The 17,655-nt window shown below is 64.2% G+C and carries 18 protein-coding genes and 1 pseudogene; 12 read left to right on the top strand and 7 right to left on the bottom strand.

Going from position 1 to position 17,655, the window contains the following annotated elements; genetic code table 11:
* Positions 1 to 55: 55 nt before the first annotated feature.
* The 8 genes from ACP7AX_RS01250 (at position 56) to ACP7AX_RS01215 (ending at position 7,936) form a co-directional block, all read left to right on the top strand.
* The gene (locus ACP7AX_RS01250) at positions 56 to 1,681 is read left to right on the top strand and encodes an ABC transporter substrate-binding protein (RefSeq protein ID WP_426225080.1); all 1,626 of its coding nucleotides are present in this window, start codon (positions 56 to 58) and stop codon (positions 1,679 to 1,681) included.
* Between the two features lie 4 nt (positions 1,682 to 1,685).
* On the top strand, positions 1,686 to 2,621 hold the full coding sequence (locus ACP7AX_RS01245; protein ID WP_426225079.1) for an ABC transporter permease: 936 nt from the start codon (positions 1,686 to 1,688) through the stop codon (positions 2,619 to 2,621).
* A complete protein-coding gene (locus tag ACP7AX_RS01240; RefSeq protein ID WP_426225078.1) occupies positions 2,618 to 3,538 on the top strand; it encodes an ABC transporter permease in 921 nt (306 codons plus the stop codon). Before ACP7AX_RS01245 ends, ACP7AX_RS01240 begins: the two co-directional genes overlap by 4 nt.
* Positions 3,535 to 4,386: an ABC transporter ATP-binding protein gene (locus tag ACP7AX_RS01235; RefSeq protein ID WP_426225077.1), complete on the top strand. Its 852-nt coding sequence runs from the start codon at positions 3,535 to 3,537 to the stop codon at positions 4,384 to 4,386. Before ACP7AX_RS01240 ends, ACP7AX_RS01235 begins: the two co-directional genes overlap by 4 nt.
* On the top strand, positions 4,383 to 5,282 hold the full coding sequence (locus tag ACP7AX_RS01230) for an ATP-binding cassette domain-containing protein (protein ID WP_426225076.1): 900 nt from the start codon (positions 4,383 to 4,385) through the stop codon (positions 5,280 to 5,282). Before ACP7AX_RS01235 ends, ACP7AX_RS01230 begins: the two co-directional genes overlap by 4 nt.
* On the top strand, positions 5,282 to 6,259 hold the full coding sequence (locus ACP7AX_RS01225) for an aldo/keto reductase (RefSeq protein ID WP_426225075.1): 978 nt from the start codon (positions 5,282 to 5,284) through the stop codon (positions 6,257 to 6,259). The genes ACP7AX_RS01230 and ACP7AX_RS01225 overlap by 1 nt, the downstream gene beginning before the upstream one ends.
* 64 nt (positions 6,260 to 6,323) lie before the next feature.
* The gene (locus tag ACP7AX_RS01220; protein ID WP_426225074.1) at positions 6,324 to 7,100 is read left to right on the top strand and encodes an HpcH/HpaI aldolase family protein; all 777 of its coding nucleotides are present in this window, start codon (positions 6,324 to 6,326) and stop codon (positions 7,098 to 7,100) included.
* Positions 7,101 to 7,171: 71 nt separating this feature from the next.
* Positions 7,172 to 7,936: an alpha/beta fold hydrolase gene (locus tag ACP7AX_RS01215; RefSeq protein WP_426225073.1), complete on the top strand. Its 765-nt coding sequence runs from the start codon at positions 7,172 to 7,174 to the stop codon at positions 7,934 to 7,936.
* Positions 7,937 to 8,207: 271 nt separating this feature from the next.
* On the opposite strand, the pseudogene ACP7AX_RS01210 reads toward ACP7AX_RS01215, so the two are convergent.
* Positions 8,208 to 8,564: pseudogene (locus ACP7AX_RS01210) on the bottom strand (alkaline phosphatase D family protein); the annotation flags it as partial.
* Between the two features lie 24 nt (positions 8,565 to 8,588).
* On the opposite strand from ACP7AX_RS01210, the gene ACP7AX_RS01205 reads away from it, so the two are divergent.
* On the top strand, positions 8,589 to 9,014 hold the full coding sequence (locus ACP7AX_RS01205; protein ID WP_426225072.1) for a hypothetical protein: 426 nt from the start codon (positions 8,589 to 8,591) through the stop codon (positions 9,012 to 9,014).
* Between the two features lie 348 nt (positions 9,015 to 9,362).
* Here the strand turns inward: ACP7AX_RS01205 and ACP7AX_RS01200 are convergent, their stop codons facing one another.
* The 5 genes from ACP7AX_RS01200 to ACP7AX_RS01180 all read right to left on the bottom strand — a co-directional run bounded on the left by ACP7AX_RS01200 (position 9,363) and on the right by ACP7AX_RS01180 (position 14,219).
* A complete protein-coding gene (locus tag ACP7AX_RS01200) occupies positions 9,363 to 10,607 on the bottom strand; it encodes a type II toxin-antitoxin system HipA family toxin (protein ID WP_426225071.1) in 1,245 nt (414 codons plus the stop codon).
* Complete coding sequence (locus tag ACP7AX_RS01195; protein ID WP_426225070.1) at positions 10,591 to 10,935, bottom strand: helix-turn-helix transcriptional regulator; 345 nt, start codon at positions 10,933 to 10,935, stop codon at positions 10,591 to 10,593. Before ACP7AX_RS01195 ends, ACP7AX_RS01200 begins: the two co-directional genes overlap by 17 nt.
* 330 nt (positions 10,936 to 11,265) lie before the next feature.
* Positions 11,266 to 12,852, bottom strand: coding sequence for an alkaline phosphatase D family protein (locus ACP7AX_RS01190; protein ID WP_426225069.1), 1,587 nt, complete (start codon positions 12,850 to 12,852; stop codon positions 11,266 to 11,268).
* Between the two features lie 106 nt (positions 12,853 to 12,958).
* Positions 12,959 to 13,345 carry a hypothetical protein gene (locus ACP7AX_RS01185; RefSeq protein WP_426225068.1) on the bottom strand — a complete coding sequence of 129 codons (387 nt, stop codon included), beginning with the start codon at positions 13,343 to 13,345 and terminating at the stop codon, positions 12,959 to 12,961.
* 169 nt (positions 13,346 to 13,514) lie between these two features.
* Positions 13,515 to 14,219, bottom strand: a complete 705-nt coding sequence (locus ACP7AX_RS01180) for a hypothetical protein (RefSeq protein WP_426225067.1) — start codon at positions 14,217 to 14,219, stop codon at positions 13,515 to 13,517.
* A 213-nt stretch (positions 14,220 to 14,432) separates the two neighbouring features.
* Between ACP7AX_RS01180 and ACP7AX_RS01175 the strand changes: the two genes are divergently transcribed.
* The 3 genes from ACP7AX_RS01175 to ACP7AX_RS01165 all read left to right on the top strand — a co-directional run bounded on the left by ACP7AX_RS01175 (position 14,433) and on the right by ACP7AX_RS01165 (position 16,607).
* Entirely contained in the window at positions 14,433 to 14,567 is a 135-nt protein-coding gene (locus ACP7AX_RS01175; protein ID WP_426225066.1) for a hypothetical protein, read from the top strand.
* On the top strand, positions 14,564 to 15,301 hold the full coding sequence (locus ACP7AX_RS01170) for a hypothetical protein (protein WP_426225065.1): 738 nt from the start codon (positions 14,564 to 14,566) through the stop codon (positions 15,299 to 15,301). The genes ACP7AX_RS01175 and ACP7AX_RS01170 overlap by 4 nt, the downstream gene beginning before the upstream one ends.
* Positions 15,302 to 15,416: 115 nt before the next feature.
* On the top strand, positions 15,417 to 16,607 hold the full coding sequence (locus tag ACP7AX_RS01165; protein WP_426225064.1) for a hypothetical protein: 1,191 nt from the start codon (positions 15,417 to 15,419) through the stop codon (positions 16,605 to 16,607).
* Between the two features lie 152 nt (positions 16,608 to 16,759).
* On the opposite strand, the gene ACP7AX_RS01160 is transcribed toward ACP7AX_RS01165, so the two are convergent.
* A complete protein-coding gene (locus ACP7AX_RS01160; protein WP_426225291.1) occupies positions 16,760 to 17,569 on the bottom strand; it encodes a nuclease-related domain-containing protein in 810 nt (269 codons plus the stop codon).
* Between the last annotated feature and the right edge of the window lie 86 nt (positions 17,570 to 17,655).

Below are 17,655 nucleotides of genomic sequence, written 5' to 3'. Positions count from 1 at the left end.
CAGCAGGATGCACCGCCCAAGCCGGCAGGAGCCGGCCCTTACTTGGAGGTCAAAGATGACTCGATCCGACAGCGTTGCCGGCGGCAGTGGATTCCTCGGCGAAGTAGCTCAGCGTTCCGTCTCCCGGCGTTCCCTGCTCCGGTGGGGCGCGCTTGCCGGAGCCGGCGCCGTGCTGGCTCCCGCCGTCACCGCCTGCGTAGGCCCGGCCGCCCCCGGCGGCGGCGCAACAGGCACCAGTACCCTCACCCTTGGGCTGAACCGCTCGCTGGTCAGCCTGGACAACAAACTCAACCAGTTCGACGCCGCTGTAACCGTCCAGCGCGCCGTCCGCCAGGCGCTCACCGAGATCGGGGACGACCTCAAGCCCCGCAACGTGCTGGCCGAAAGCTTCGAACTGACCAGCCCCACGCAGTGGACAGTCAAGCTGCGCAACGACATCAAGTACTCGGACGGCACCAAGGTGGCCGTGGAGGACGTGGCCAAGGCCCTGGAAATGTACAGCCAGGTCAACGGCTCCTTCCTGGCCCCGCAGTTCCCCGAATGGCCCACCGTGACCAAGAAGGACGAACTGAGCTTCACCCTGGACACCAAAGCCCCGTTGCCCGTGCTGAACACGCTTATGTCCAACATCCTCATCACCCCGGCCGCCGCGAACAAGCCGGAGGAACTCCAGGAAGGCGTGGGCACCGGCCCCTACAAGGTGGCCTCCGCGGACCGCGGCACCGGCACCTACAAGCTGGTGATCAACGAGAACTACTGGGGCGAGAAGCCCAACATCTCCGAGGTCAACGTCCGGTTCATGTCCGAGGAATCCAGCCGGGTGGTGGCACTGCGCTCAGGCGAGGTGGACGTCATCGACTCCATCACCCCTGACTCCGTGGCCCAGCTGAAGTCCGTTGACGGCGTCACCATCGAATCCGTCACCGGCACACGCTACAACCAGCTCTTCTACAACTTCCGCAAGCCGGCCGGCAGCCCCATGTCCGATCCGAAGGTCCGCGAGGCCCTCTCCTACGGCTTCGACAGCAAGTCCGTGGTGGACGGCATCCTGGGCGGCACCGTCACCTCCGCCAAGGGTGTGGTCCCGCAGACTCTCGCCGGCGCGGTGGAAACCGGCGAATTCAAGTACGACCCCGCCAAGGCCAAGTCCATGCTCGCGGACCTGGGCGTCTCCAACCTGGCCGTCAAGGTCATCTGGGAAACCGGCGAATTCGCCGGCGACGTGTCCATCATGGAAGCCCTCGTGGAGATGATGAAGGAGATCGGCGTCACCGCAGAGCTGCAGCAGTTCGAACCCGGCGGCGACATCTCCAGCTGGCGCCAGGGAAAGGCCGGCGACTGGGACATCCTGGGCAACGGCTACGGCAACCAGACCGGCCTCGCGCTGACCAACCTGCAGGGCATGTACGCCGGCACAGCGGAGAAGGAAGCCACCCGCGACACGTACCACGGCTTCGTTTTCCCGGAGATCAGCAGCAAGATCATCACCGCCACCTCCGAGACGGACACCACCAAGAGCACCAAGCTCCTCACCGACGTCCAGAAGGACATCTGGGCCAAGTGGCCCTGCATGTGGGCGTTCATCCCCAATGCCGTCCTGGCCCGCCGGACCCGGGTGGAAGGCATCAAGCTGCGCCCCATCAACTCCTACCAGCTCTCCGCGGTCAAGGTGAACGGCTAACACCATGCTCACCTACGTCTCCAAGCGGTTAGGGCAGAGCCTGCTCACGATCTTCCTGACCGTGTCAACAGTCTTTGTCCTGATCCGGATGGCTCCCGGCGACCCGGCCTACGCCCTGGCCGGGCCCCTGGCCTCCACCGGGGACCTCGAAAAAATCCGGATCTCCATGGGACTCAACGAACCCCTGCTGACCCAGTACGGCATCTTCCTCAAGGACCTCGGCGCCGGGAACATCGGCAAGTCCTACTCTTTCCAGGCCCCCGCCCTGGAAGTGGTCATGTCGCGGCTGCCAAACACCATCTTCCTGGCCGTGCTGGCCATCCTGCTGGCCATTGTGGTGGCCATCCCGCTGGGTGTCTGGATGGCCAAGCGCGCCGACACCAAGCGTGAGCTCGGCGTCAACGTCCTCACCATCGCCGGGCAGTCCATGCCTGACTTCTGGATCGGCATCATGCTGCTTACCCTGTTCGCGGTGGTGTTCCCCATCTTCCCCTCCTCCGGCTTCACCAGCTGGTTCGGGGTGGTCCTGCCGGTCACCACGGTGGCCATCCTGCAGATCGCGCTGGTGTCCCGGATGGTCCGCCGCGAGGTGGGCACCAACATGGCCGCCCCCTACCTCACGGTGGCGCGGGCCCGCGGCACCGGCGAGCAGAAACTCACCTGGGCCTACGCCATGCGCAACTCCTCCATCCCCATCCTCACCACGTTGGGTACCCGGTTCGCCGGCATGCTCAACGGCGTGGTGGTGGTGGAGGTGGTGTTCAACTGGCCCGGCCTGGGATCCCTGGTGGTCCGCGCCCTGGAAACCCGCGACTACCCGCTGATCCAGGCCACCGTACTGGTGACGTCCGTGCTGGCCGTCGGCGTCCAGCTGCTGATCGATCTGTGTTACCCGCTGCTTGACCCCCGGGTCCGGCTCGGAAAGGTGTCCGTCGCATGACAACCCTCAACGAAACTCCGCCCGCAGATCTGGCTACGAAACGGCCGACGGCGGTCACCAAGCGGCTGCTCCGCCGCTCCTCCGCGGCGCGGCGGGAACGCTCGGCGAAGGTGAAGATGGTGCTGGGAGGTTTCCTGACCGCCGTCGTGGTCCTGCCCATCGTCCTGGCACAGGTCCTGCCGCTGCCCGATGTGGACGCGCAGGCCATCACCTCCCGTTTCCTGCCGCCGTTGAGCCCGGGCCACCTGTTTGGAACCGACCAGCTGGGCCGGGATATCCTTTCCCGCGTTCTGCACGGCGGACAGGTGTCGTTGACCATCGGCGTGCTCGCCGTGGTGATTTCCGGCCTTGTGGGTGTGGTCCTTGGTGCGCTCGCCGGGTTCTTCGGCGGCTGGGTGGACGCCGTGGTTTCCCGCCTGATCGAGGCGCAGCTCTCCCTGCCCCTGTTGATGATGCTCCTGCTGGTGGTGGCGCTGTTCGGCCCGTCCATCCCGGTGATCACCTTCGTGATCGCCATCGCCCAATGGCCCGAACCTGCCCGCCTCACGCGCTCGCTGGTGCTGGTGGAACGCGAAAAGCCCTACGTGCAGGCTGCCAAGGTCCTTGGCCTGCCGCAGATCACCACCCTGGTGAAGCACATCATCCCCAATGTCATCAGCCAGGTCATTGTGGTGGTCCTGCTGCTCCTGGCGACTGCCGTGCTGATGGAAAGCGCGCTGAGCTTCCTCGGCGCCGGCCCGCAGCGGCCCTTCGCCACCTGGGGCCGGATCATTTCCGACGGCCAGGACTTCATCACCACCTCCTGGTGGATTGTGACCCTGCCCGGCGCCGTGATCGCCATCCTGGTGGTGGGGGTCAACCTGCTGGCCGATGGCCTGCGGGACCGCGTACGCCGCCGCAAGGGAGCCACCTCATGAGCGTGCTGGAGGTCAGGGACCTGTCCATCGAACTGATGACCACCGCCGGCGTGATCCGCGCCGTGGACGGCATCTCCTTCGCCATCGACGCGGGGCAGACGGTCACGGTCATCGGTGAGTCCGGCTCCGGCAAAAGTACGACGGCGATGGGCCTCCTCCGGCTCCTGCCGGAGGACCTCGCCGTCATCTCCGGGCTCGCAGTGCTCGACGGCGTGGACGTGGTGACCGAGCCCGGGAAGTTCGCAAAGCTCCGCGGCCGTTCCGTGGCGCTGATCCCGCAGGACGCCATGACAGCGCTGTCCCCGGTGCACACCATCGGCCGGCAGCTGGGCGAGGCCATCCTGCGCAAAGGCCCTGCCTCCAAAGCAGACGTGAACCGCCGCTCCATGGAACTCCTGGAACAGGTCCGCATCCCGGAACCGGCGCTCCAGCTGAAGAAGTACCCGCACCAGCTGTCCGGCGGCATGCTGCAGCGTGTCCTGATCGCCATGGCGCTCGCGGTTGATCCCGTCCTGCTGGTGGCGGACGAACCCACCAGCGCGCTGGATGTCACCGTGCAGGCCGGCATCCTGGACCTCCTGATGGAGCTGCAGGAACGCACGCACGTGGCCATCCTCATGATCACGCACGATCTGGGCGTGGCCCGGCTGGTCTCGGACCGGATCCACGTGATGAAGGACGGCAGGTTCGTGGAAAGCGGCGAAGTGGAGCAGATCGTGGAGAACCCGCAGACCGAGTACACCAAAAAGCTGCTGGCCGCAGTGCCCAGGCTGGGGCACTGGGACGGCGAACCGCACGTGGAGCCGCTTGAAACCGGCCCGGCCGCCCTGAACGGAGCACACCCGTGAGTTCATCCTTGAGCAACCCACCCTCAGCGGCCGGCGGGCAGGACCTGGTGCTTTCCGTCAAGAACCTCACCGTGGACTACGCTGTGCACCGCAGCAGCTTCCGGGCTGTGGACGGCGTCAGTTTCGACGTTCCGCGGGGCAGCACCGTGGCCATCGTGGGGGAATCGGGCTGCGGCAAGTCCACCATCGCGAAGGCGATCGTCCGGCTGCTGACGCCCACTTCCGGGGAAATCCTGCTCAACGGGCAGGACATCGCCCGGATGCCGGCCCGGCAGCTGCGGCCGCTCCGGTCCAAGGTGCAGATGGTGTTCCAGGATCCCTACGGCTCCCTGGACCCGCACCTCACCGCAGAGGACATCGTGGCCGAACCGCTGACCCTGCGCGGTATCCGGTCCGGCAAGGAACGCCGGGCGGAAGCAGCCAAACTGATCGACCAGGTAGGCCTGCCCGCGTCCGCCCTGGGCCGGCGGCCGGCCGAATTTTCGGGCGGCCAGCGCCAGCGCATCGGCATTGCGCGGGCCTTGGCTTCGAAGCCGGAACTGCTGGTCTGTGACGAGGCAACCAGTGCCCTGGACGTTTCCGTTCAGGCGCAGGTGCTCGAACTCCTCGCGGACATCCAGCGGGACCGCGGGCTGACTTACCTGATGATCAGCCATAACCTTGGGGTGGTGCGGGAAAGCAGCAGCCACGTGGTGGTGATGTCCAAGGGGAAGATCGTGGAACAGGGTCCCACCCAACAGGTCCTCACGACGCCCCGGGACCCCTACACCCGGGCGCTGCGGGCCGCGGCGCTGGATCCGCTGACCATGACCGGCCGCAAACCCCGCGAGCTGGTTTCACGATTGAACAAGGTGGCACCCCAGGGGGAGCCCGTACTGATGGAGGAAGCCAGCTGATGCAGGGAACCAAAGTGGCAGGCCTGGAGCTACCCATTTCGCAGCTGGCCCTGGGCACCATGACGTTCGGGGACACGGCGTCGGAGGAGGTGGCCGCCGGCATGCTGGAAGCCACGCTCGAGGCTGGCATAACTGTGGTGGATACCGCGAACGGTTACGCGGGCGGAGCCAGCGAGGAAATCCTGGCGAAGATCCTGCCCGCGCACCGCGACGCCGTCGTTCTCGCCTCCAAAGCTGGCATGCCGCACCCCGATGCGGGAGGGAACTCGCCGCTCTCGGCGGAGGGGCTCCGGCGTTCCGTCGATGGCAGCCTGCGCCGGCTGGGCACTGACTGGCTGGATCTTTTCTACCTCCACCAGCCGGATCGGAACGCGCCGCTGGAAGAGACGCTCGCCGCCGTCGGCCAGTTGATCCGCGGCGGCAAGATCCGCGCCTGGGGTGTGTCCAACTTCGCGGCGTGGCAGATCAGTGAACTGAACTTTGCAGCGGACGCCTCTGGGGTGCCCCGGCCGGTGGTGGCGCAGCAGCTGTACAACCTCCTTGCGACGCGGATCGAGGACGAATATATGGAGTTCGCCCGGCACACCGGGCTGGTGACCATGGTCTACAACCCGCTGGGCGGCGGGCTCCTGACGGGCAGGCATTCGTTTACGGAGTCGCCCACCGAAGGCCGGTTCGGCAGCTCACGGCTGGCTGAGATGTACAAGCAGCGGTACTGGGACCCACGGCTGTTCGAAGCCGTCCGGCAGCTCCGTGCCATCGCTGGTGGCGCTGGCCTGGCCCTGCCGGAACTTTCCTTCCGCTGGCTGCTCAGCAAGCCCGGGGTGGGTTCCATCCTGCTGGGCGGCTCCAAGCTGGAGCAGCTGCAGGCCAACATCGCCGCTGCCGGGAAGGGCCCGCTGCCGGAGGACGTGGTTGCCGCCTGCGACGCGGTGGCCGCGGAAATCCATGGGCCCATGCCCAAGTACAACCGCTAGCCCGTCCACCCCTAGCTCCGACCGGCGAATCTTTGACTCGCCGCCAACTGAAGAGGAATCTGCCATGAGTGCCGCATCGTTTGCCGCCAAAGCCCGAGCCAATGAGCCCGTCGTCGGATACTGGGTGGTCCTGGACTCGCCGGTTTCCACTGAGCGGGTGGCACGGCTGGGCTACGACTATGTGGCGTTGGACGCGCAACACGGGCTGATGGGCTATTCGGGCTGGCTGCACGGACTGATGGCGATTGACGCGGCCGGCGCTGCGGGGATCGTCCGGGTGCCATCCAACAACGCGGCGTTCATCGGGCAGGCGCTGGACGCAGGTGCGGCCGGTGTGATTGTCCCGCTGGTGAACAACGCGGAGGAAGCCGCCGCGGCGGTCCGCGCTGTGCGCTACCCGCCCCATGGCATGCGGTCCTACGGGCCCATGCGGTCCGCCTTGCGGATCGGGCCTGTGCCGGCCGAGGCCGATGCCACCGTGCTGTGCCTGGCAATGATCGAGACCCCCGAGGGGCTGGCGAACGTGAAGGACATCTGTGCCGTGCCCGGGATCGACGGGATCTACATTGGCCCGTCAGACCTGTGCCTGGCCGTGGGCGGAAAGTTCCACAACGATCCGGACGTGGCGGACGAGTTCAACGCCGCGCTGGTAACCATCCGCGAGGCAGCCCAGGCCGCCGGCGTGATCGCAGCCATCCACACGGCGAGCGGCGAGATCGCCAGTCAGCGCATTGCGGAGGGGTTCACCTTCGTCACGGTTGCGTCCGACCTGACGCACCTGGAAATCGCCGCCGCGAACCACCTGTCAACGGCCCGCGGGGATGGGGCAGGCCTACACTGACCAAATGGGCGCCGCCGCGGCAATCTATGAACCGATGAGACGTGTTTCGCGCTGACGTGAGGGGCCTCTCGGTGGCCTACCAACAGGTCGGCGAGGGGCCGGGCTTGGTGCTGCTGCACGGCTTTTCCCACGATTCACGTGTCTGGCGGCCTCAGATGGAGAACCTCAAAGAGGACTTCACAGTCTTCGCCTGGGATGCCCCCGGCGCAGGCCGCTCCTCCGACCCTCCAAGCCCGTTCGCACTTGCGGACTGGGCGGACTGCCTGGCGGCTTGCCTCCGCACTGCCGGGCTTGAGCGGGCACACATTCTTGGTCTGTCCTGGGGAGGGATTCTGGCGCAGGAGTTCTATAGGCGTCACTCCTCTGTCGTGGAGTCACTGATCCTGGCCGGCACCTACGCCGGTTGGAAGGGCTCACTTCCGGATCCTCTTCCCCAAGAACGGCTGGCCGCCTGCCTTCGCGATGCCTCGTTACCGCGGGACGACTTTGTAGCGAAATACCTTCCATCAATGTTCAGCCGTTCCCCGAATCCGCAGGCCGTCGAGGAGCTTGCGGGCATCATGCGCGGCTTCCACCCCACGGGCTTCCGGCTGATGGCCAGGGCATCTGCTGTGGACACCCGAAGCATCCTGCCGACAATAACCGTTCCCACTCTGCTGCTGTGGGGTGAATCGGACGGACGATCGCCGATCGCTGTTGCGCACCAGCTGCATCAGGCGATCACCGGCGCTCGCCTTGCGGTAATTCCTCGGGCGGGTCACGTGAGCAACTTGGAAAACGCGGACGCATTCAACAAGGAGATCCGGGACTTCTGCCTCGCGATTCCGCGTACCTAGCCTCGCAGATGATGCCGTAAGTCTTGCTGCGGTGTGCCGAGCGGGTCGAGGAAGGTCGAGACGTGAGAGATCCGCCAGCCGTCATCGCCGCGTAGCAGCGGGTACTTGTAGTAGGAGGTGATGTTCCCTGCGGCGTGGATGACCGAGCGGACCGTCGTAGTCTCCCGTCAACCTCGATGTCGGTGATTTTGTCGGCGTCCAGGTGGTGGAGGCGGGGCGTTCAGCAGAATTGCTGGCCACCCCGCCGTCGTCGTAGCGGTTTCAGTGCAGGTCAGCCGCGCGCCACCAGCCCCGGAACCCCGTCCTGGATCGCGAAGGAGGCTTTCGTGCTGACGGGGGATCCCGGCGTCGTGACGTAGTCCAGGACGCGGAAGTCTGCGGTGAGCGCGTCCTTGGTGATGGTGGTGTTCACGTAGCCGCGGTTGTCGTTGTAGAACTTCAGGTGCGGGTTCCAGGGCATGACCGGGTCCACGGTGGAGCCCGTGCCATTGCCGGTGGAGGTGATGGAGGTGCAGACCAGTTCGGAGCCGACCACGGGGGATGCGGGGTCCGTGTAGTCGACCTTGACGTCGTTGGCCCAGTTGCGGTGGACGTCGCCGGTGAGGACCACGGCGTTGCGGTCTTTTGCTGGCGCGCACCCTAGGTTTAAGGCATGGAACTGGGGCGAAGAGTGGTTTGCGGACTATCTGGAGGAGCCTTGGCTGCGCTATTGACCGGATGCTCGGTCGACTCATTGATATGGGGAAGTGACGGTGCCAAGGTGATTGAAGCAACGGAGAAGCTCATTGCTGACTTGGCTGCGGGCGAGACGTCGGACATCGTCTGTGCTGATTCCACCGCAGATTTTGGTGAACCTAGCGACTGGTCTTCGCTGTCCGCTGGCGAGCCCGAGAAATTTACCGGCAAGTATTGGAAGGACCAGGCAGCGCTTGATCCGAAGTGGAGCATCAACCTCGAGGGCTTACCCGAGGGTGCAGTAGCGGGCACCACCTTCCCGGGCAATGTCTTCTTCGGTGAGACTGGCGGCGAGCTCTGCGTCATCGATGTCGCCTGGGCAACGCTTTCGGCAGTGAGATGAGGCAACGAAATACCTGCCTGTCCGCAAGGGGATCCTTAACCGGGCTGTCCGAAAATGCCTGTGTGGGCCCTATTCGTTGGCCTCGAGTCCAGCGCGGACCTCTTGTGGCTGAACGTCATCGCCCGTTGCGCGAACGCCCTACCAGTTGAGGCCCACGAGAATGCCGTCTCGGTCAAGTCCGTCAAGGCAGCAGGACTGCGCAGATCTCAGCCTGATCGACTCAGCTGAGGATTTGCACTGGGCAGTCATGCCCTACTCGGATCCCAAATTATTCGCCGATTTCATGTGCTGGCGGTTCCTGAGTGCTGATCGAACAAATGCCTGGCGATTTTTGCCCATGATCGAACTTCACCGATCGCGGAAGCCGTAGAGGGTGCCGGGATTGAGGAACTGCCGCCCCCACAGGAGGCGCCTGTCGGCGCTGGTCAGCATTCCAAAGTCCGCAGCCTCCGCCCAGTGCTCACGAATAGCGTCTTCGATTCGGGCAACGATGTTGTTGGCCTCGTCTCTGGTCAGGTCATAGAGACTACGGGCGGCGATGAGGTCAGATAAGTTGTTCCGCCTTGTCCCGTTCCTGTCATATGCGATGGCCTGCGAAGCCGTCTCTGCGCTACGCCGCATGGGCGAAAGGTCATAGGCGGGGCTGAGTTTCGCTACAGATCCGTCCCAGAGCGCGGCGTGGTTCCGAAGGTGGTCGTCGGAGTTGGAGATTGACATGCTGAAAGCGATGCGTGCGAAGAGTTCGGAGGCAGTACCCTCGGGCGCGCCGTTGTTGCGAAGAGCGTCCAGAAACTCGACATAGCTGCCGCTGCGCGCCTGCAGCTCGTCTAAGCCGGTCAGGGTCAGGGCGCTCGTCGCAAGGATGCGCCCGCCGTCGTTCGTTCGGTCGAATCGCTCAACCAGCAAGACACCCCGACCGAGGACGCTCTCGACGCGGGTTCGAGCGACGTTGAGCCCCGCCTTCTCGGCGAGAAACATGCTCGCAGCCTCTGCCCCGACCACAGGGAAGTGGTCATTGGACGCGGTGAACTTCGCTATGTACTCGCGACCAGAGTCGTGGATGACGGCTTTCGGGCGCGCCCCACCCATCGCTGTACCGCTCAGGAGAGCTCGCTCGAGTTCGAACGGCAGCTCGCCTCCGGCTTCAACGAGGTCTGCGGCGTTCAGGAGAGTTTCCAGCGGGGCGGGCGCCGTAGCACGCGGGACGTAGTCGGTGACTGACCTCTGGAAATCGATAGCGCCGAAGCGGTTGGAGCTGGAGTTCAAGAGATATGTGCGTTCGTCTAGGTCACCCGTGTCGGCGTCGTCGCCACGGTCACCGGTGACTTGGTACTGAACGACGCGCCGCCCCCATGCATCTGGTGAAGCGTCGCGCAGAGCACCAGGTAGCCCCATTGACCCAGTGGGCCCGAACGTTCGCTCGGATAGCGGGAGGGTTGGAGCTAGGGAGATGGCGTTGCGGCGCTCGAGGTACCGCCGACCGTAGTCGAAGGAGAACTGGCCGGGCCCACCCTCCCGAAGACGGCCAGCGGGCACCGGTGCGGTCGCCTCGGGCCGCCACACCCACACATAGACGTCAGAAGTCGAGGCCATCGTCGTTGTCCTTTCGCTTCTTGTCGACACGGGCGGGAAGCAGTGCGAGTCGTTCCTCGCCTCGTCGGCGGAGCGCGATGAGTTCACTGGGGTCGTCGACCCCGAACAGGGGGACACCAACGATCGACGCCACGTTGAACACGTTGCCGATACTGCTCGCGGCGCTTCCGTGCTCGATGGCCGCCAAAGTTTTCCGCGTAATACCTGCTGTGCCAGCGAGGTGCTCTGCGGTCATCCCTCGCGCAGCGCGCGCCATCCGAATTTGCTGCCCGAGCATGACAACCGCGTCCTCGGCAACGCGGGTTAGACCAAGTTCTCGACGTCCCATGGGTAATAGTTTACCCCTAAAGCCTATTTATGTATAAACTATTACCCGTTCGACTTCCGCGCGAGGTGTTACCCCTCAATGAGCGTGCCGTCGTCAAGGCGACGGATCCCGTGGTCCGGGGGAGAAAGCTACAGGATCAATTATTCTCGATGTCCCAACGCCTACCGGTGTCCTGATTCGCCAACAGGGCTTCATGCCCGCCGGCTGGGAATGGGAATACCCCGCCAAATAAAGCCAACGAAAAAACAATGGGGCGGCCAGCGAATATCGCTGGCCGCCCCAAGGTCTCTGGGCAGGCTTCGAGAAGCTCAGTAAGCGCGTCGGCAGGTTCTACTTGGCGACCAACCCCGGAACGCCGTCCTGGATCGCGAAGGAGGCTTTCGTGCTGACGGGGGATCCCGGCGTCGTGACGTAGTCCAGGACGCGGAAGTCCGCGGTCATCGCCTCGCGGGTGATGGTGGTGTTCACGTAGCCGCGGTTGTCGTTGTAGAACTTCAGGTGCGGGTTCCAGGGCAGGACCGGGTCCACGGTGGAGCCTGTGCCGTTGCCGGTGGAGGTGATGGAGGTGCAGACCAGTTCGGAGCCGACCACGGGGGAGGCGGGGTCCTTGTAGTCGACCTTGACGTCGTTGGCCCAGTTGCGGTGGACGTCGCCGGTGAGGACCACGGCGTTGCGGACGTTGGCGTCCACCCAGCCCTGGGTGATGCGGCGGCGGGAGGCGGCGTAGCCGTCCCACCCGTCCATGGAGACGTCGTCGATCTCGGGGGCGGCGTTCCTGTCCTTTTCGGCGAAGAAGACCTGCTGGCCCAGGATGTCCCAGCGCTGGGTGGAGTTCTGGAAGCCGTCCAGCAGCCACTTTTCCTGCTCGGCGCCGGTGATGGTGCGGTCCTCGGCGAGGCGTTCGGTGACGTTCTTCTTCCAGCCGTCCCCGGCGAGCTGGTCATCGCGGTACTGCCGGGTGTCCATCATGTGGAAGTTGGCCAGCTGGCCCCACTGGATGGTGCGGTAGATCTTCATGTCGTAGCCGGCCGGCACGGACGAGGCCCGCAGCGGCATGTTCTCGTAGTACGCCTGGAACGCGGCGGTGCGGCGCTGCCGGAACCGCTCGGTGGTGTCGTTCAGCTGGCCGGCGTCCCTGTTCTCCGGGATCTCGTCCGCCCAGTTGTTGTCCACCTCGTGGTCATCCCAGACCACCAGCCACGGTGCGATAGCGTGCGCAGCCTGCAGGTCGTCGTCGGACTTGTACTGTGCGTGCCGCTGCCGGTAGCCGGCCAGGCTGGTGGTCTCCGGGCCTTCGTGGTCGCGCGGGTTGCCGCCGCCGATCACGTAGCTGCCCTTCTTGTACTCGTACAGGTAGTCGCCCAGGTGCAGCACCAGGTCCGGGTGGTCCTGCGCCAGCCGCGAGTAGGCGGTGAAGTAGCCGTGCTCGTACTGCGCGCAACTGGCGAACGCCATGGCCAGCGCGGCCGGCGTCTCGTGCAGTGCCGGGCTGGTGAGGGTGCGGCCCACCGGGCTGATGTGCCGGCCGGTGCGGAACCGGTAGAAGTATTCGCGCCCCGGGCGCAGTCCCTTCAGCTCAACGTGGACGGAGTGGGCGGTTTCGATCCGGGCCTGCTCGACGCCGCGGGCTACTACGGTGCGCATGCCTGCGTCTTCTGCCACTTCCCATGCCACCGCGACGTTGCGGGCGGGCATGCCGCCCAGGCCGTCTTCGGCTACCGGGTCCAGCGCCAGCCGGGTCCAGATCACGAAGCCGTCCGGCCACGGCTCGCCGGAGGCGATGCCCAGCAGGAACGGATCAGAACGGAGGCCGGCGTCGTCCGCGGTGGAAACGGCGACGGCGGCACCCGGCCAGGCGGCGACGAGCCCGGCCCCGAGGCCGGCGGTCAGAAGGGATCTGCGTGAAATGTTGTCCATGCGTCCGACGGTACGGAGTCCGGTTGGACGCGTTGTGAGGTCGGTGTGAATAGACAGTTAACTGCGTGACAAGAACTGTCGATTCCTACCTGCTGCTGCCTGCTTGCTACCTGCGGGAGCTCAGGGCGTCGAACTGCTCCTGCCAGAGGGCCAGCTCCTCGTCCACGTAGCGCCGGTGGGCCGGAGTCCACTTGGGCCAGATGTCTGACGGGGACAGGGCTTTTGGTGCGGCTTGTGGCGGCCGCGGTGCGACGTTGCGAACGGGCGGGGCTGCCCGGGGTGCTGCCCGCAGGGGAGCCCGGTCGGGGCCGCGGGGCTGGACGCGGGGTGATACCCGCCTGACACTGGCGACTGTCTTCTTTTTGGGTGGCGATATGACGTTCAGGATCCCGAGCACTAGCTGGCAAAAGACCCAGACGATGCCACTTAGAACCAGAACGGCAAAAAGGAAGCCAATCCAAAGCAGGAGTCCGATGGCTGGGAAGACCAACATGGTCCATTTTAGCTTCCGGAGCCTCGATTGGGTTAGGGCCAATTTTGTGCCCTCTGCCCTGATCGCGCCGGCAGTTGCGCCTCGCACAAGCGAGTATATGGCCGTCATTCATGCTTTTTCGGGGCCAATAGAGTTCATGCTGGTCGCAGCACAGCGGCGGTTGCCTCGGCTACGGAATCGTCTCCACGGACAGAGCCCTTAGCCAGCCATCTGTGGTCTCACGGTTGATTGTGGCCTCACCCATTTCCACAACCATCTGGACCTTTGTACCGTCCTGCCAACCCGACGCATCTGACTCGTCAGCGAACACGGGCAGGTCATTGGCTCCTCCGTGGGCCTTTAGCAAGACGTAGAACGCCCCGTTCGCCCCGGTCCTCCACAAGTCGGACATGAACAGCTCGCCGGTCAGCCGGAACTGGTCCCCAACCTTGATTCCACCCGACTGGCTGGAGTTGAGCTTGTCCAGCAGTTCATCGACTGTGATTGCTTTGACCAAAGGGTTAGCAGGGGCGGGCTCGACCGAAGGCGTCCTTGCTTCCGATGGGGCGGTCTGGAATTCAGTTGTCACTACCTGGGAGGGAGTCGGCGACGGAAAGGTCTCGGCGCTGTTGCTTGAACGGTCACCACCCGCAACCGCATCCATGATGCGCACCCCGATGAAAAGGACTGCGAACAGGCACAGCCCGATCCCGATCAGTTTCCATGGGGTCGCTGGTTTCGGGCGCCGGAAGATCATTTCAGACCGAACCGTCCCTTGGGTCTGAGAAACGAACTCCCAGCCCTCTTTCTCTACCTTGGCTCGAGTCCTGGCCTCCATGCCACGAACTGTTTTTACGGACTTTGTTTCGTACTTCACAGCCGTTGCTGTCGTCACGTTGTTCCCCCTGGCCCGGACATCAAAGTCTCTTCGAGAGCATAGAGTGACGCGGCAGTGTCTCCAAGTCGCACTCCCGCGGGTTACCGGCGAAGGCCGCCGCCTAAACCTCAACTGTTGCCCAACGGAACTTCTGCACTAGACCCGAGTCGGCGCCGTCGTCCGTCACTAAGGGCAGGGGAGACGAGTTCGGCCGCAGCGCAAGTATTCTTGGTGAGGGGGGCCGTACCGGTCATGTCCTACACCGGTGTTCAGGTTGAGCGCGGCCATGCCGAGCAGCAGCACGCCGCCGGTGTCCGCGTCGACGGCAGTGCCGCCGTCATCATGACTGAGGAGCGTGACTGGTGAGCAACACCAGTGACTGGGCTGTCAGGCTCAAGGCATTCCACGAGAAGCAACTGGACCGTCCCCGCCGTGTCTACCGGCTAGGCCGCACGAAGATCCTTCTGACGCGTGGGCATATAGCGTCCACGGTGGGTGGCGCTGTCGGGGCAGTATCGGTGGATTCTCCTGACTGGCTGTTCTGGGTGGCAGTCGTTGGCGGGTTCTTCGGCGGAAAGTACTTCTGGCCGGTTCCCCGGAGCAGCGTGGCAAGCCCCTACGGCGCCAAGGAGCTGGCGAACAAGTCTCCCGGCGATTTGGACTTTATGACGCCGGCGGAGATCCGGGCTTACCAGTTCAACGTCGAGTTCGTGCAGAAGGGTGTCACTCCTCTGGCCCTGGGGACTGAACAGGCTCTTGGCCGCCAGCGTGAGGCAGTCCGGTCGGTTTCCTTGGCCACTGGCGTGGACGCCGCGTTGCTGGCGCATCTCTCCTTGGCGGATGTGACGGAACACGGGAGAACCGCCGACCGTCACGCTCTGCTGAAACGGCGGTGGCTCACCTATGAGGTTGACCCGCAGCTGCAGTTCGACTACCCCGCGATGTCCGACACTTCCCTCCCTGCGACAGCGGCCATGGTCAGGGCAATGCGCGCGGCTGACCACGAGAAAACCGTCGGGAATCCGGTGGACTACAAGATCGCGGTGGACAGGTTTTCCCAGGCCTTGGCCGCGGCGGAAGCGGCGGCCGGGGTTCCGTAGAGTCTGCCGGTGCGCCGCGGGCCGGCCGCGCTCCGAGGCGAGGCAAAATGGTGAGCGGTCAACGTAGGCGATACTTACTGGCACCATAATTGATCGATCACTATCCGGAGGCCCCGTGGGACTTGAAGAAGATACCGTCGTTGTTCCGCTATTCCCGCTCGAAACGGAGCCAAGTACCGAGATGATGCTCCGAATGCTGCTGAATCGAGAGGCTCTGCTCATCAGCCGCGTCGCAAAGCCTTCGCACAGCACTCCAACGGGGATGGTAGCGCAAACCTCAGGAGCGTTTGCCAAGGCAATTAGTCAAGCGTTCAAACAAGCCGGCCCTACCGCATCGACCGAAGGTCTATACCGAGTTATCCTGCCGACCGGATCAGTGGCACGAGATCTCGTTCCTGCCGTTGGTGGCGGATTTCGGGGAATCGCTCGTGCTGCCGGATCAACAAAGATCGCCGGACACGTACGCCTCGTGCCGGCGGCGGCAGGTACTGGTGCCGCCGTGGCAGCTGGGCCACTCATCGCTACGGTGGGACTTGCCGTTGCGGGAGAGATGTTGGCGCAACATCAGATGAACAAGAAGCTAGACGCGATAAAGAACGCTGTGACCGGTATTCAGGTCCGCATGGATGCGCAAGAGCGGTCGGTCCTAACAACGGCAGAGCAACAAGCCCGCAAGGTTGCCGGTTATCTGCTGGATCGGGCGCACATTCCATCTATTTCGTCCGCTGCTCATGCGTTTGGCGAACTCGACACCCTGACGAACACGTACATCAATCGCCTTGATCGTTGGTTGGAAATCGCCGATAAATACCAGGGCTCGGACCGAGTGTACGCACCTGATCTTATGAAGGCGCTCGTCGACAAACGGGACAATCAGGCGCAGGAATTCGAGCAGATGGTGACCCAGACCTATCAAGCCCTTGCGCTCCGGGCACGAGTGGTCGTCCTTGAGAAAATCGCGGCCGAGTTCTCGAATGGCGATCGCTCGCTTCCGCATGTCGAGAACGTCCTGCGTGAGGAGCTTTCAGTACTTGCCGACCGACAGTCCCAGCTTGTGGGTCTACTTGATGACCTCAATGTTTTGCAGATCGATTCGAGCAAGGTGCCAATTGCGTTCGCGGGTAAGGGCACTATTGGGGCTCGCACCACCTTCGGACGTCTCGCTCGGGCACTTCACACGACTCCGGATAGCCTGCCCCTTTTGACAGCATCGGACCAGACGGTCCTCGAGCTCGATCCTACTGCCAAAGGATTGGCCGTCATCGCGCCAAATGAGAAGAAGGAGCAATTGACGTCAGCTATATAGATCCTTCTAGGTACGCCCGTTACTCAAGCTGCCAGACAGGCCGGAACATCGGCCCCGGTTCGCACCGTAGTGGCCGGGGACCCCTCCGATCCCCTGGACGCTGCGGACACGGTGTCCGCCATTATTGTCGAGGTCTGCGCTGACGCCTGACGTCACGCAGACTTGAACCGCGAGGCTATCAACTCACGCATCGCCGCCACGTCAACGTCGCCGGCTGTCTGCTCACCAAGCACTTTGGCCAAGCGTTTCGGCCAGAGCACGTGAACGCCGCGAGTGGCGAATGCGCCCCCGATGAGGGGCCAGTCTGCTTCGACGAAGCACAGCGCCGCCGTGACCGGAACATCCCCAACGAGATCGCGCACGATGTCGACCTGTTTGAGCACCCCATCGACCAGTTTTGTGCAATCACGCCGGCCAACGAGGAGCTTCTCAACGCGGGGGCGAAGGATGCCACCCTCGACCTTCAGTTCAGGCCGTCCCTTGTACCGCTTGGCATCGATCACCCAGATTCCACCGCGAGTGATGGCGATGTGGTCAATGTTGGCCTTCGAGCCGGGGATTCGCCGGTCGTGGAGGACAGCCAGGTCATCACTGGCAAGAGCATTGAGACGAGCGCCGAGGCGTTCCTCACCCACCGCGCCCCGATCCCAGGCCTTGGTGGGCTGGCGCTCGTCAGATAGGGCGACTGCGAGGCCGCCGAAGCGGCCCCACTTCTCGCGGAGCTTTTCCTCGTCCTTCGCCTTGCGGCGCTCATATTCGCGCCGGGCGGACCACCCGGCTACACCGGGCTCAGTGGAAAGTGGCTCAACGGAAGGTTCCAGATCTGGGGACGTGATTTCCGCAGCCTCGGTGGCACACTCCAGGCAGTGGACGGTCTTCGTCTCACTGTCATAGATCGCTTCTGTCCTGGCCGGAAGAGACGCACCGCAGAGCCGACACACTCCGGCATACCGGAGCTTCATCTGCTTCAAGAGGCTGACCCTTGGATCGCCGGAACGGAAGGTGGCTGCTTGTAGATCGCGGCTAGGCCTCGGATGTGCTTTCCCAT

Source organism: Pseudarthrobacter sp. DSP2-3-2b1, from assembly GCF_049895945.1.
Lineage (GTDB): Bacteria > Actinomycetota > Actinomycetes > Actinomycetales > Micrococcaceae > Arthrobacter.
The sequence above is the reverse complement of the archived record's forward strand: the minus strand, read 5'-3'. Positions and strand labels throughout refer to the sequence as shown.